The following is a 13,628-nucleotide window of genomic DNA, read 5'->3' as shown; positions in this document are numbered from 1 at the left end:
GGATGGCGGGATCACCGTCCACCGACCGCCTCCCGGTTCGATCCGTCCAAGAGCCAGCCGGCTGCAAACCCGGCTGCGTACCAGACCTGGCACGAAAACCAGATCCATCGTCCGGCCACGCCCGCGCGACTCAGATCCGTGAGATAGCGGAGGATCCGCTTCGGAAACGGGACCTGCCCGGCGAACGACCCGTGCTCGCCGGGCGTCTCGATCACCCATTGGGGATACCAGCGGTTGACGAACGCGGCTTGCCGGCCGTTGCGGAAATATTGCTTCATGAGACGCCACCAGGACTCCGGCGGCAGATGGTGATAGGTCACCCCCGGCACGACGACCACCCGCTTCCCCGCCTCACGGAACGTCTGGCGCAAGTAGGGGTCCAGACCTCGGGGGATCAATTCGTTCTCCCCGCCCACGAGCCGAAACTCGGCGGTGCGCATGACCATGCAGGGATGTTCCGCCAGATCCGAATCGGTGATGACTGACACCGGCGCCCAGGAGCGTCGCGGAATCTCCCTCATCGCCCGCTGGACGAACGGAGCGGCGTCCAGCGGCACGACGTTGTTCCCTCCGGCGATTCCGATGTCTGGATGACCGTCCATGACCGAGAGCAGCTTGTCGAAGGTGTCCGGGAACGGCAGGGACGTGTCGTCGTCCAGGGTCAGGAGACAGCGTCCCCGCGCCAGCGCCGCTCCCACGTTGATGGCGCGCCCCTGTCGGTGGTCGCCGTGGACGACGATCAACTCGTACGCCCGGGACCGTTGGGCCGAGATCTGGCGCAAGAGTTGGAGAAAATAGCCGCCTCGTTCCGCATCGAGCGTCGGAATGACGACGGACAGGTCGAGCGATCCCCCGGCCGTGGCCTCCCGCCAGACCAGGGCCGGAGAGGGATGGGGATGGGCATGGCGGACGAACGACCGATTGGCGTCCCGTGCCGGACGCCAGGAGGCTGACCGCAGTCGCGCCTCAAGGTCTTGCAACCGCTTCCTCCCGACCCGGCTTCGGTCCGGGCTTCGCCGCGACGACGGCGAAGCCGGAGGCGGCGTGCCAGGCCATCGGGTGACGCTCGAGCATCAGGTCAAGCCAGGACAGCGGCACGGCCAGCCAGCCGAACAGTCGAAGCCCCAGCTTGTACAGCAACTCGTTCCGCAGGCTGAACAGCATGGCCAGCGTCTCCTGCACGAGCCAGGCGAGCGCCGAAGCCGGCCCGGCCACCACGTGACAGGACTGCACCTCGAATCCGGTCATGAGCCGGCCGAGTCCGTCGCGCGTCCAGCGGGAATAGTCGCCCGGCGAGGCGTGGACGGTCTGCATGAACGGGGCCTCCACGAAGATCCGTCCTCCCGGTTTCATGACCCGGTAGAACTCGGCCACGGCCCGATGGGGGTCGGCGACGTGCTCGAGCACGCCGGTGCAGACGACCGTGTCAACCGTCTGATCCTGAAACGGCAGGCTCAAGACGTCCCCCTGCACATCCACCTGCTCCCCCGTGAGCAGATCCAGGTTGACCGTCCGGACCGCGAACCGCTTCGAGGCGGAGCCCACGTTGACCCTTCGCCCCTTCGGAACCCGGTTGGACTCTTCCCGCAGGAAGTCCTCGACACGGCGACGGCTGGAAGAAGACTGCCAGGTCGGATGCGGAGGCGCCAGCCACCGGCGGAACCTGGAAGGGGCCGCGTCGCTCATGTCCGTAAGCCGGTCTCCGCGAGCATGGAGCGGACGCTCTGTCTGTGGTTCTGTCCGTCCAGCCAGATCCGGCACCAGATCTCCAGGACCACGAGGCTCCAAATCCGGTGGCCCAGATCATACCTTCCCGACCGGTGCATGTCGAGCAAGCGCAAGGCCCGATCAGCCCTGATGAGGCCACGAGCGGCAAACGCCTTCGCCGTGAACAGGTCCCGCGCGAGGTCTCCCATCATCCCATGGAGCCACCGTCCGATGGGCACGGTGAACCCCTGCTTCCGCGGTTTCAAAATGGATTCCGGCAAATAGCGGGCCGCGACACGTCTCAGCAGGTACTTGCCGCGCCCGTGACGGAACCGGAGCGAGAGCGGCAGGCGCAGGACCCACTCCAGGAGGCGATGGTCGAGCAGCGGCACCCGCACTTCCAGCCCGCAGGCCATGCTCATGCGATCCACCTTGCACAGAATGTCGTCGGGGAGGAAGCCGGTCAGGTCGGCTTGCACGAGGGTTTCCGCCGGCTCCATGGCCGAAGCCCGGTCAAACCGGGCCGCCAGCGGCTCCTCCACCCGCCCGCCCAGACGAGCCAGAAACTCGGGACGATACAACCAGGTCCTGAAGGAGCCCGCAGTGGTCATTCGACGCAGATACCGGTCCCGGACTCCGTGACTCACGTCGTAATAGAGCCGCTGCCCCATTCCCACCGGCCCTGCCCTGTAAGCCCACTCCCAGCCTCGAAGCATCTCTGGCAGGCTGAAGGAGGGAACGCGCAGCGCCCACTTGGTCCAGTCGTAGCCCAGGAACGGTTCGTCCCCTCCGTCACCGGACAGGACCACCTTTCCCGATTCACAGGCCGTCTGCGAGACCAGAAACGTGGGCAGGACCGAGTTGTCGAACAGGGGCTGATCCAGATGCCACACCAGCTTCGGCAACTGCTCTTCCAACGACGGTTTCGCCAGCCGCTCTTGATGCCGAGAGCCGATCCAGTCGGCCACTTCCCGCGCGTAGGCCCGTTCGTCCCCGCCGCCGACAAACCCGATCGTGAATGTCCGGATGGGCTCGTCATTGTGCCGCTGTGCGATGGCGGCGACCAGACTCGAATCCACGCCTCCCGACAGGAACGCCCCCACCGGAACATCGGCCACCAGATGGGACCGGACCGCGTCATTCAGTCGGACATCGAGCTCATCGGCCAGTTCCGCTTCAGAACCCTCCAACAACGGATCCGTGCGGTTGGGGCTCCAGTACCGCCTGGTCTCGACCGCCCCGTCCCGCCAACGGAGCCAACTCCCCGGCGGGAGAGCGGCCACCCCCCGGAAGATCGTCCGGGGGTTCGGCACATAGCCGAGCGCCAGGTACTCATCCACCCGGAGGGGATCCAGTTCGATCCGCAAATCCGGATGTGCAAAGAGAGCCTTGATCTCGGACGCGAAGACGAGCGCGGAGGAGAACTGGGCGTAGAACAGCGGCTTGATCCCGATCCGATCCCGAACCAACAGGCAGGCCCGCTCCCGTTCGTCCCAGAGCGCGAAGGCGAACATGCCCCGCAACCGCTCGACCAGTCCTTCACCCCAACGGCGGAATCCGTGGAGCAACACCTCCGTATCGGTCCTCGTTCGGAACGTGGCGCCTTCGGCTTCCAGCTCCTCGCGCAGCTCGCGAAAGTTGTAGATCTCCCCGTTGAAGACCACCCGGAGGCCCAGGGGCTCGCCGCCCATCGGTTGGTTGCCGGCCGAGGACAGATCCAGAATGGAGAGGCGAGTGTGCGCCAGCCCCACGTGTTCGCCGTGCCACAGCCCGCTGGCGTCAGGTCCACGGTGTGCAAGAAGCCGAACCATGTTCTCCAGCACCGTCCTCGATCCCTTTCCCACATAGCCGCCGATTCCACACATGGACGATCCCTAACACGAACCGGGCGAGGCCAGTTCCCGGTACAAGCACAGGACTTGGTGCGCCGCCCGCTCCCAGGAAAGCTCCCTCGCCCTGGCCAGCCCCTGCTCGACGAGCTGTGCCCGACGCTCCGTGTCGCCCAGCAGGCTCCGGATCGCGTGAGCCATCTCCTCCACCGACTCGGGGTCGACCAGCACCGCCGCCTTGCCCACGACCTCCGGCAAGGAGCTCCGGTCAGACGTGATCAACGGGACCCCGGCCGCCATGGCTTCCACGGCCGGCAGGCCGAACCCCTCCGCGAGGCTGGGATAGAGGGCGATCTCCGCCCCGTGCAGGACGAGCGGCAGGTCCTCATCCGCCAGGGAGCCGACGAGGATCACGCCTCTGGTATTCCCTTCCAACAGGGTTCGGATCGGCTCTTGCGGGCCGATGATCACCAAGGGGAGATCCGCGGCGGCCCGGCGGGCGGCCTCGACGGTGCGGAGCAGGTTCTTCCTTGGCTCCGGGGTCCCGACCAGGAACACGAGATAGGGCCGGTCCAGCCCCAGACGGGTCTTCGTCGCTTCGAGCCTCGGATCGCCAACCGAGACGAAGAAGTGCGGTTCCACCCCTTCAGGAATGACCCGGATCCGCTCACTCGGGACTCCCATCAACTCGATCAGATCCTTCCTCGTATGGTCGGACACGGCGATGACCGCCTCGGCCCGAGACAGGGCGACCGGCAATTCCCTCTGGTGCCCCCACACGTTCAGCGGTCGGTCCAGAAAGTACTGCGGATTCCGGAGGAAATTCAGGTCGTGAACGGTGAGCACGGCATGGGCCGCGCGGGCCGGGGGGAGGACGAAATGGGTGCCGTGAAAGACATCGAGCGGGCCGGTGAAGGCTTCGATCGGCGGCCATCCGAGACGGTCCCAGCAAGCCTGCATCAGCCGGCGCGGGACCCGGATGTTCACGTGTCGCGCATTCGGCACGGCCAGCCGCCACCGGACCTCGAGAGCGCGAAAGGAATTGCTCGTCAGCACGAACTCATCGGCCGGCGACACCGCGGCCATCGCCGTGACCAGGGCCCGGACATAGCGGGCAATCCCCCCGTATTGATAGCACGTCTGGTAGACGTCAATGCCGATTCGCACGCCGCGGTCTACCCGGCGGATGGCGCCGCGGTCCGAAAGAAGTTCATCTTCCGATCGGCCGACAGCACCCGGCAGCCCAGCCGCCTCAGGACTTCGAGCACCTGCTCGAACGTCATCGGATTGTCGTAGCGGGCGAAAAAGGCGTCCAGCGTGTCCAGCTTCCCCCACTCGATCACCTGATCGTCCGACAAGGGATGAAAGCCGCGATAGTCGTAAACCGGGAGGACGAAATCCAGCAACTGCTTGGTCTTCCCCGGCAGAAACGGCTTGAGCTTCCAGCGAAGCCGCAGGATGGGTTCCGCGTACCGTTCCAGAAATCGAAGGAACGATTCATATGTGAAGACCCGCTGGATGACGGGACGGAGCAGGTATTTGGCATCGAACCGGCCCAGGGTGCCCGGGGCATAGATGTCGAACGCCACCAGGCCGTCAGGCGCCACCCACCGGTGCAGCAGCGCGATCGATTGGGGAGGGTCCGGCGTATGCTGGAGCACGCCCCGGCAATAGACCAGGTCAAACTTGATTTTGAGCGGGGGCATCGTCAGCAGGTTCGCCTGGGCCGGGATCAGGTTCTCGGCCCCGAGCGCGACGTTCACAAAGATGGCCTCCGAGAGGTCAATGGCCACGACGAGTCTGGCATGTCTGACGAAATATTCGGTAAACCGACCGGCCCCGGCCCCGATCTCCAGCACGGTCTTCCCGGCCAGCCGCTCGACGGGAAACCCGATCAACTCTTCGAGGTACTGTTTCGAAACCGTCGTCCCGTTGACCGAATCGAGCTGAATGTCCCGGAAGCGCGCCCACTGTTTGCCGAAGTTGGTTGCGTAATGCTGCCCGCTGACGAACGAGGGGACCTGGCACTCCTGTCCCGTCACCCGTCCCTTGACGCCGATCACGGAGGAGGGCTCCGCGTCGAAGACGTCCCGGAAGTGGAGCCGTTCCCCCATCATTGCACCGGCTTTTCTCTCCTCACGGGGCGGCCACGGCGACCAGACGGACCTGCCAGTGGGAAGGGAGCCTCCCACCGGGCATTTCGACGAAATAGATCAGCTTGAGCAGCCGGTACCAGACCCAGCGGACGAGCCGATAGGCGAGGTGGCGCGGCGTGAACTTGAGCGGCCACCGCTCGGGGACAAACCGCACCGATCGGAAGCCGGCCATCAGCAGGACCTGTTGCAGGCTCAGCTCCGTGAAGACCAACTCGTGCGTGAAGTCGTTGTAGCGGACGTAGGCGGTCGTCAAGCCCGCGGCGCTGGGCACGTTGACGACGAGGACGCCGCCGGGACGCAGCCCGTTCCGGAGCGTGGCCAGGAACGGGACCGCCCGGTCCTTGGGGACGTGCTCGAGCACATCGTTGATCGTGATGGCCGCGTAATGGCCGGGACGCTCGGCGAGAAACTTGGCCGCCTCCCCCACATGCACCGGGCAGGCCACGTGCCGACGCGCTTCCTCAACCTGCTGGGGCGAGAGGTCGAGTCCTTCGGCCCGCCTGTACCCCTTCGTCTCAAGGAATTTCAGGAAATGTCCCGCACCACACCCGACGTCCAAGACTGGAGCCTCACGGTCCTCCGGCAGACAATCGTAATAATACTCCTCGTACCCCTTGGCGGTCAGGTCGAAGTCCACCCCGCGGTGCAACTCTTCGAAAAATGTCTCGCTGTAACGGTCGAACGGAGCCCCGGTCATGTTTCCGTGTCCTGCACGAAGGCCAGCACCTGCCGCAGCCGCCGCGCGGCCCGTTCCCACGTATGCTGACGGACGTGACTCAGGCCCTTTTCGGTCAGCCCGGCCCTCCAGGTCTCGTCCTCGGCGATGCGCACCAGTCGGTCCGCCCAGGCCTCGACATCGTGCGGCGGCACCAACGCTCCTGCCCCCCCCACCACCTCTCTGACCGACGGAATGTCCGACGCCACCACGGGAGTCCCGCAGGCCATGGCCTCCAACGGGGTGGCGCTCCAGCCCTCATAGAACGTCGGGTGCACGAGGGCGAGAGCCGCATTGTACAACCGGACCAAGGCCTCGTCCTCCTGCCCCACCGATCCGAGGAAGTGCACCCGGCCCTCCAGGCCAGAGCGGGCCACGAACGACCGGGCCCGATCGATCTCCGGCTCAAACGGACCGGCCAAGGCCAGGTCCAGACCCGGAACCTTCGCGGCGGCGGCCGTCATGGCCTCGAGCAGGCCCATGACGTTCTTGTGGCGGCCGATCACCCCCACGTAGAGCGCAAACGGCCGCGAGAGTCCGAACCGTTGCTCGACGAACGTCCGGCAGCCGGCCCGATCCATGGGACGGAACGCCGGGTCGACTCCGTGAGTAACCACGTGGATGCGCTCCGGCGGCAAATCCGTGTACCGCAGCAGGTCTCGGCGCGTGCTCTCGGAGACAGCCAGGAAATGCTGCGCGCGACGGCGGGCATAGGTGAACGATCGGACCAGTATGCGGACCTTCTCCGGTTCACACAGGTGCGGAATGGCCAGATAGGCCACGCCGCGGATCGTGCACAAGACCGGCGCCCGCCTGGCCGGCGGAAAGTACAGATCCGGCGCATAGAGCACGTCGATCCGGCCCAGCCAATGTTCGACGGAAGGGTAGCCCAGCGTGCGCCAGGGGGTCAACAGCAGCCGCATGGGAAGCCGGCTGACCCGCTCGGCGCAGGAGCGGGTCGGCGGAAAGGATAGGCGCCCCGGAGTCGTCCCCCGGCGGTCGAAGTACAGGAGCACCCAGTCGTCCTGCGGATGCAGGCGAAGCAAGGCATCGAGCAGGTTGCGCGTATGCCGCTGTCCGGCCCGCTCCCCGTGCAGCACGATGGAGGCGTCAATTCCGATCCGCATCAAAACCCCGTGACGCGTGCCCCGTGACCCGTAACGCACCACCTCTTCTGTTCCCACGCCTCACACGTCACGCCTCACGCGTCACGCTCTTGAGTCTCCGCAACCACCACTCCAGAACCAGCAGCGCATAGAGGTCTTGCCGCGGCTTTTCCGCCAGGGGTCGGTTCCGTAGGGCCGCGACCGCCCGCCGGTCCATCCAGCGAGACAGCTCCGCCCCGGCGCCCAGGCAATCGGTATCGAACCGCGCCAGCAGGCCTTCGCGCAGCCAGCGATTGAGCGGCACGACGAATCCCTGTTTGGGCCGGCCCAGGACGCCGGGTGGCAGCAACGGACCCGCGACCTCCCGCAACAGCCTCTTGCCCTCCACCGGCCAGGGGCTCACCAGCCACGAGGCGGGGAGCGAGAGGGCGAACTCGACGACCCGATGGTCCAGCAGCGGTACCCGCACTTCCAATCCGTGAGCCATGCTCATCCGGTCCACCTTCGTCAACATGTCGTCCGCCAAGGAAGTGGCCAGATCCAACCAGAGAGCCCGGTGGACCGGATGCCAGGTGCGGGCCTGCCTGATGGCCGCCTGTGGCACGTCCCTCAATCTGCCCTCCCCTTCCGTCCCCTGTCCGGCCCCGACGAGCGCAAGACGGTCCGCAGCCGAGGTGATCTCCCGCTCCCGCACGTACCGTTCCTCGTCCGGTAAGGCGGCCAGATCCAGCATCTCCGGCAGGGAGCGCCGGCGCCCCCACCGCCAGGGAGGGAGCAGCCTCAGCCAGCCTGCCAGGACGCCCGGCCCCGGCAGCGCCGCCTGCAACGCCGCCACGCGGTACCGGCCCGTGTACCCGCCGAAGACCTCGTCTCCCCCGTCCCCCGACAGCACGACTTTGGAGACCTGCCGCGCCGCTTGGCAGACCGCAAAGGTCGGGAGCGCCGAGGAGTCGGCGAAGGGCTCATCCATCTTCTCCACGGCCTCGGCCAGCAGGTCGAGCGGGTCCAGCCGGATCGAGACCTCCTGATGCTTCGTCCCCAGATGGTTGGCGACCCGCCTGGCGATCGGCGCTTCGTCCACGCCGGTTCCCGGAAACGACACGCAGAAGGTCTGCATCTCGCCGTGACGCTGCGCCAAGGCCACCACGGTGGAGGAGTCCACGCCCCCGGAGAGGAACGAGGCGACCGGCACGTCCGCCACCAGGTGATCCTGGACAGCCCGGTCCAGCAGACCTGCGAGCATCTCCCGGGCGCCGGTCCTGGTCCGAGGCCGATCCAGGAGGCGCGGGGTCCAGTAGACCCTCCGCTCGCTCCGTCCCTGCTCCCAGAGCAGCAGTTCCGCGGACCGGAGCTTCTCGGCCCCCTTCAAGACCGTGGAGGGCCCGGGCACATAGGAGAAAGCCATGTAGGCGTACAGCGCGTGAGGATCAATCTCCGGCGCCACCGCCCCGCTCTGCAGCAGCGCCGTGAGCTCGGACGCGAAGGCAACCGTCTCGCCCCGCATGGCCACGTACAGAGGCTTGATGCCGAAGCGGTCCCGCGCCAGCAGGAGCCGTCGGCGCGGCCCGTCCCAGAGGGCGAACGCAAACATCCCTTCCAGCTTCGTGAGGCAGTCCAGCCCCTCTTCTTCGTACAGGTGCAGGATGACTTCGGAATCCGAGCTGCTGCGGAACCGATGGCCGCGGGCTTGGAGGTCGGCTCGGAGCTGACGGTAATTGTAGATCTCCCCGTTGACGACGAGGTGCAGGGTCGCATCCTCGTTCACCATCGGCTGTCGGCCTGTCGGCTGCAGGTCAATGATGGCCAGCCTGGTATGGCCCAAGGCCACGCCGTCCGCCGCATACCACCCCTGGTCGTCCGGCCCCCGATGGGAGAGGGCCCGACCCATACGCTCCACCTGATCGCGCAACGAGGCGGCCGGTCGTCCCGAAGCCACGATGCCGGCTATCCCGCACATGGCCGGGCCGCCTCCCTTCGGTCCTCCGCCGATTCCTCCGCCAGCCGCTTCTTGATGAAACCGACGGTCTCCTCTGCGGCCTGCCGCCAGCTCCGGTGCGCCCGCACATAGTCCCGGCCTTCACGTCCCAGCCTGTCCCGCAACTCCTCCTGCGAGACGAGTCGCCGCAAGGCCTGTTCCATGGCTTGCGGGTCCTCTGGAGGAACGACGAGGACTTTCTCCTTGAGGAGGTCGTAGCTGGCCGTGCCGGGCAGGTCCGTCGCCACGACCGGCAATCCCGCAGCCATGTAGTCCCAGAGCTTGAGGGTGACGCACCCGTTGCGTTGACGGATGTTCTCCCGCGTGAGCGGCAGGAGACCGATGTCCGCGGCCTGAAAATACCGTGGAATCTGCTCGTAGGGCACGGGGCCCGGCATGACGACCCGGCCAGCCAGTCCCGGCGACCGGCACCGATCCCGCAACCACTTCCACGTGGAACCGTAACCGACGAGCACCAGCACCGGCCGAGGGTCGGCTGCGGCCAGGCCGGCGAAGGCCTCCAGGACGGTTCCGAGGTCATGGTGGGGATGGAAGCTGCCAGCGAACAGGAGGACCGGCACCTCCGCGGGCAGGCCGAGCTTCTCCCGAGCGGCCCGCTTCTCGCCAGACGAAAAATGCTCCGGGTTCGTCCCCAATTCCTGCACGGTCACACGCTGCGCCGGGACTCCGTAGAGGGTCCGGATCTTCTCCGCGTTGCCGGCCGTACTCACCAGGACCCCGGTCGCCGCCCGGAACAGGGTGCGCTGGCTCCGCTCGACCGCGCCCAACTCGCGCGCCGAGGCGCCGGTGAGGCGGAGATCGTCCAACAGCCAGCCATTGACCTCGACGAACAGCGGCACCCGGAGCCATCGAACGAACGCGGGGAGCAGCGGGCTGTAGGTCATCTCACGCAGATACAGAAGGTCGAACGGGTGACGCCGGTGCAGCAGCAGGAGACGCCAGGCGCTCGCCAGGGAAAAGGCCAGTTGCCGCAGCCGATCGAACCCCCACCGCTTGATCCACACGTGCCGAACCCCGGCCCAGGTTTGAGGCCGCAGGGGCTGGGGCAGGATCAACGTCACCTCATGGCCCAGGGCCGCCAACTGCTCGGCGACCTCGCGGGTGTGCACCAGGCAGGCGTTGGCGACATCAATCTCGACCAGGGCCAGATAGGCGATGCGCATGCGTCTCCGCCGTCAGACCGGCTGCGGACGTTTCTTGACGGCGCTCCACAACATTATAAGCAAGGGCTTGTGACGCAGCCAGAGGTACCCTGCCCAGCCCCCGGTCCAAAGGGCCAGACCCGTCGGCGTTCCGACTCCCATCCGAACAGACAGCCACCAGATGAGCGCCCCCCAGACGACCGCGGCCAGACAGGGCTCCCAGGACCGCTGCCCCGCCCGAGCCAGCACCGGCTCGACCAGTTGCGCTCCGTAGCCGTGGGCCAGCAAGCTCACGCCGTAGACGAGGATCAGACACAGGGCCGCACCGGTCATCCCCCACTGTCCGGTCAGGGGCACGATCGTGAGGCAGAAACAGACCGTCTCGATGACCTTGATCCTGGACAGGTAGTGCACTCTGCCCCCGGCCAGGATGAGCACGCCGAGCACCGACGCCAGGGCCCGCAACGCTTCTGCGGCGACGAGCAGCGCGAACGGCAGGGCCGCGGCGAGCCACGGGGCTCCCAGCAGGATCTTGACCAACGACTCGTAAAACAGGGCCGACAGGGCGACGATCGGCAGCAACAGGAGCAGAATCGCGCCCCAGACCTCCTCGAACGCGCCCACGAGCTGCCGTCCCTCCGACCGGAGTCGGGCGTAGGCGGGGAAGACCACCTTGCTCACCACATCGGCCAGCCCGCGCGTGAGCACCTCGGCGATGCCGAACACGACCTGGTACTGGCCGAGCGCTTCGATCCCCCGCAGCTTCCCCACCGTGATGTCGTCGCCCTTGGTCACGACGTAGGTGAGGAGCCCGCCCACGTACAGGTGCCGCCCGAACGTCCAGTAGAAGGCCACCGCCTCCCGATCCCAGGTCCAGCTGGGCCGGAATCCATGGAGGAATCGCATCTGGACCAGGCCCACCGCCTGGCCCAGGAGGAGCCCGATCAGGAGGGCCCAGGCGTCTCCGCGCCAGAGGGACAGGGCGACGGCCGCGATGGTCCCGACAAGATCGCGGGTCGCCTCCCACACCGCCCGCTCCCGGAACCGCATCTCCCGGAGCAGGAGGGCCGCCGGCACGGCCGGCCAGTTGACGAGCAGCGCGCTGACCGCTCCGAGCCGCAGCAGACCTTCCGCATCGGGCCGTCCGAAGGCCTCCGCCACCCACGGGGCCGCCGCTTGCAAGAGCAGAAACAACCCGATCCCGCGCGCCGCCAGCAGGGTCCAAGCCGTCTGCACGAAGCGCGACGACAGGTCCGCCCGCTGGATGACGGCGCTTTCGACCCCGAATTCCGAGGCCATCATCCCCGCGAACACCGCCAGCGTCACCACCCCGACCAGGCCGAACTCCTCCGGGGTCAGGAGGCGAGCCAAGACGAGCGTGCGGAGGACCGCAATCCCCTGCTGCCCGACGAAACCGGCCCCGACCCAGAGACCGCCGGTGATGACGCGATGGCGGGACGGGGCGTCGTCGCTCACTTCCGCCCCACGATCCAGGTGACGATCGGGTATGCCGGATCGTTGTGCACGGCGATCCGGTGCAACGGATGATCCGGGTGTTCCGGGACCAGGTGGCACCCCACCCCCATGAACATGAGCAGGAGGGCCGACCGGTTGCCCCACCCTCCGCATTCGAGCACCCCATGCTCTCCCAGGAGCGCAGCCAGAGCTTCCGGCGTGAACCGCCACAGGTCCACCGGATACCGGTGGACGGGATTCAAAAAGCAGCTCGTGTGAATCAGGAGCCCGCCCGGGGCTAGGACCCGGATCGTCTCTCGCACGGCGGCGGCCGGGTCCCGCACGTGCTCCAGCACCTGATCGGAGACCACGGCGTCGAACGTCCCGTCGGCATAAGGCAAGGCATGGATGTCCACCTCCGGATAGTCGGTCTGCACGACCTCCAACCGTTCGCCGCCGAGCATGTCAATGATGGGACCTCGCCCGCTGACGGAGAGCACGCGGCCCCGGCAGGGGTGTCGGGCCAGCACCTCGCCCAGCCTCCGGTACATGGCAAACCTGGTCAAGTGGGTCGGCGACCGGCGACGGTCCAGAAAAAATCCCAGACGCGGTCGCGGGAGCCACCAGGCGGCGTACAACAAGAGCGTGAAGAACCGTCGCAGGAGGGCCGGCATCAGGAACTCCCACGCTTCTGCAACAGGTACATCCGGTAGTAAGGAAACCGTCGCAGGAAGGGGAGCCTCCCCAGCCAGCGGTTCCACGACTCACGATAGAACTGGTTCATCAACCGCTCGGCCCACGAAAGCGGCCCGTGACACATGGGAAAGAGGATTCCCACCCCGTCCGTTCGGATCACGGCCAATCCGTGGCGCCGCCACCGGCCCTCGAACTCCTCCCATGTCTCGAACTTGTGGGGAAACCCGGTGATGGGGACCGAGGAAAACTCCCGGACGTGCTCCTGCGCGTCGCAATAGACCGGGCGGCCGGTCCGCCGCATCTCCCACCAGCTCCGGAGCGTGACGGAAGGAACCGTCACGACCACGTGGCCGTTGGGGCCGAGGCAGCGGGCGAACTCCCGGATCGCCCGATCCAGGTCCGCCACGTGCTCGAGCGTCTCGACGCTGGCGATGCCGGCCACTGCCTCATCCCGCACCGGAATGGACGAGACGGACCCTTGCAGGAGCAGCCGGTAGGATCTGGGCTGCGCTCTCCTGAGCCGAATGGGGTCCAGGTCCAGCCCGATGAGAGTCCTCTCCCCCCCCAGCAAAGCTCCCAGGTGCCCCTCTCCGCAGGCTGCGTCGAGCCAGACCTGTCCCGGCAACCCGCGAATCCAACCAGCCGCCCGCTCGAGCAGAGCCGTCGGCCAGGGCCAGATCTTCCGCAGCGAGGGGTTGTACCGGGCCCGGTCGTATCCCTCAGAGGACGCTCCCTCTGAACGATCACCCGTCACATCTACTCGATCGGTTCGCCGCAGATTCACGCGGGCGACGGGGATGGTGTGGGAGGACGACTCTCGCCGGGC

Annotated in this window: 12 protein-coding genes; all 12 read right to left on the bottom strand. The window is 67.0% G+C overall.

Going from position 1 to position 13,628, the window contains the following annotated elements:
- Positions 1 to 11: 11 nt before the first annotated feature.
- The 12 genes from AB1411_11310 to AB1411_11255 all read right to left on the bottom strand — a co-directional run bounded on the left by AB1411_11310 (position 12) and on the right by AB1411_11255 (position 13,586).
- Entirely contained in the window at positions 12 to 980 is a 969-nt protein-coding gene (locus AB1411_11310) for a hypothetical protein (GenBank protein MEW6544187.1), read from the bottom strand.
- Positions 967 to 1,686 carry a methyltransferase domain-containing protein gene (locus AB1411_11305; protein ID MEW6544186.1) on the bottom strand — a complete coding sequence of 240 codons (720 nt, stop codon included), beginning with the start codon at positions 1,684 to 1,686 and terminating at the stop codon, positions 967 to 969. The genes AB1411_11310 and AB1411_11305 overlap by 14 nt, the downstream gene beginning before the upstream one ends.
- On the bottom strand, positions 1,683 to 3,572 hold the full coding sequence (asnB, locus tag AB1411_11300; protein MEW6544185.1) for an asparagine synthase (glutamine-hydrolyzing): 1,890 nt from the start codon (positions 3,570 to 3,572) through the stop codon (positions 1,683 to 1,685). The genes AB1411_11305 and asnB (AB1411_11300) overlap by 4 nt, the downstream gene beginning before the upstream one ends.
- A 9-nt stretch (positions 3,573 to 3,581) precedes the next feature.
- A complete protein-coding gene (locus tag AB1411_11295; protein ID MEW6544184.1) occupies positions 3,582 to 4,703 on the bottom strand; it encodes a glycosyltransferase family 1 protein in 1,122 nt (373 codons plus the stop codon).
- Positions 4,704 to 4,711: 8 nt separating this feature from the next.
- Entirely contained in the window at positions 4,712 to 5,650 is a 939-nt protein-coding gene (locus tag AB1411_11290) for a methyltransferase domain-containing protein (protein ID MEW6544183.1), read from the bottom strand.
- 22 nt (positions 5,651 to 5,672) lie between these two features.
- The gene (locus tag AB1411_11285) at positions 5,673 to 6,389 is read right to left on the bottom strand and encodes a class I SAM-dependent methyltransferase (protein ID MEW6544182.1); all 717 of its coding nucleotides are present in this window, start codon (positions 6,387 to 6,389) and stop codon (positions 5,673 to 5,675) included.
- Positions 6,386 to 7,534: a glycosyltransferase family 1 protein gene (locus tag AB1411_11280; protein MEW6544181.1), complete on the bottom strand. Its 1,149-nt coding sequence runs from the start codon at positions 7,532 to 7,534 to the stop codon at positions 6,386 to 6,388. The genes AB1411_11285 and AB1411_11280 overlap by 4 nt, the downstream gene beginning before the upstream one ends.
- A 67-nt stretch (positions 7,535 to 7,601) precedes the next feature.
- The gene (asnB, locus tag AB1411_11275; GenBank protein MEW6544180.1) at positions 7,602 to 9,470 is read right to left on the bottom strand and encodes an asparagine synthase (glutamine-hydrolyzing); all 1,869 of its coding nucleotides are present in this window, start codon (positions 9,468 to 9,470) and stop codon (positions 7,602 to 7,604) included.
- Positions 9,458 to 10,672 (bottom strand): glycosyltransferase family 4 protein, encoded by a 1,215-nt coding sequence (locus AB1411_11270; protein MEW6544179.1) that lies wholly within the window; start codon positions 10,670 to 10,672, stop codon positions 9,458 to 9,460. Before AB1411_11270 ends, asnB (AB1411_11275) begins: the two co-directional genes overlap by 13 nt.
- A gap of 12 nt (positions 10,673 to 10,684) precedes the next feature.
- Positions 10,685 to 12,127, bottom strand: coding sequence for an oligosaccharide flippase family protein (locus AB1411_11265; protein ID MEW6544178.1), 1,443 nt, complete (start codon positions 12,125 to 12,127; stop codon positions 10,685 to 10,687).
- Positions 12,124 to 12,780, bottom strand: coding sequence for a class I SAM-dependent methyltransferase (locus AB1411_11260; GenBank protein MEW6544177.1), 657 nt, complete (start codon positions 12,778 to 12,780; stop codon positions 12,124 to 12,126). The genes AB1411_11265 and AB1411_11260 overlap by 4 nt, the downstream gene beginning before the upstream one ends.
- Positions 12,780 to 13,586: a class I SAM-dependent methyltransferase gene (locus AB1411_11255; protein ID MEW6544176.1), complete on the bottom strand. Its 807-nt coding sequence runs from the start codon at positions 13,584 to 13,586 to the stop codon at positions 12,780 to 12,782. The genes AB1411_11260 and AB1411_11255 overlap by 1 nt, the downstream gene beginning before the upstream one ends.
- Between the last annotated feature and the right edge of the window lie 42 nt (positions 13,587 to 13,628).

The sequence above is a fragment of the Nitrospirota bacterium genome (assembly GCA_040757595.1).
Lineage (GTDB): Bacteria > Nitrospirota > Nitrospiria > Nitrospirales > Nitrospiraceae > JBFLWP01.
Note: the sequence above shows the minus strand (reverse complement) of the source record. Positions and strands in the feature narration are given on the sequence as shown.

What these genes read in the sequence shown, in the direction of transcription:
- AB1411_11305 (MEW6544186.1), bottom strand. Translation starts at nt 1,686, where the DNA reads ATGAGCGACGCGGCCCCTTCCAGGTTCCGCCGGTGGCTGGCGCCTCCG.
- asnB (MEW6544185.1), bottom strand. Translation starts at nt 3,572, where the DNA reads ATGTGTGGAATCGGCGGCTATGTGGGAAAGGGATCGAGGACGGTGCTG.
- AB1411_11290 (MEW6544183.1), bottom strand. Translation starts at nt 5,650, where the DNA reads ATGGGGGAACGGCTCCACTTCCGGGACGTCTTCGACGCGGAGCCCTCC.
- AB1411_11285 (MEW6544182.1), bottom strand. Translation starts at nt 6,389, where the DNA reads ATGACCGGGGCTCCGTTCGACCGTTACAGCGAGACATTTTTCGAAGAG.
- AB1411_11280 (MEW6544181.1), bottom strand. Translation starts at nt 7,534, where the DNA reads ATGCGGATCGGAATTGACGCCTCCATCGTGCTGCACGGGGAGCGGGCC.
- asnB (MEW6544180.1), bottom strand. Translation starts at nt 9,470, where the DNA reads ATGTGCGGGATAGCCGGCATCGTGGCTTCGGGACGACCGGCCGCCTCG.
- AB1411_11270 (MEW6544179.1), bottom strand. Translation starts at nt 10,672, where the DNA reads ATGCGCATCGCCTATCTGGCCCTGGTCGAGATTGATGTCGCCAACGCC.
- AB1411_11260 (MEW6544177.1), bottom strand. Translation starts at nt 12,780, where the DNA reads ATGCCGGCCCTCCTGCGACGGTTCTTCACGCTCTTGTTGTACGCCGCC.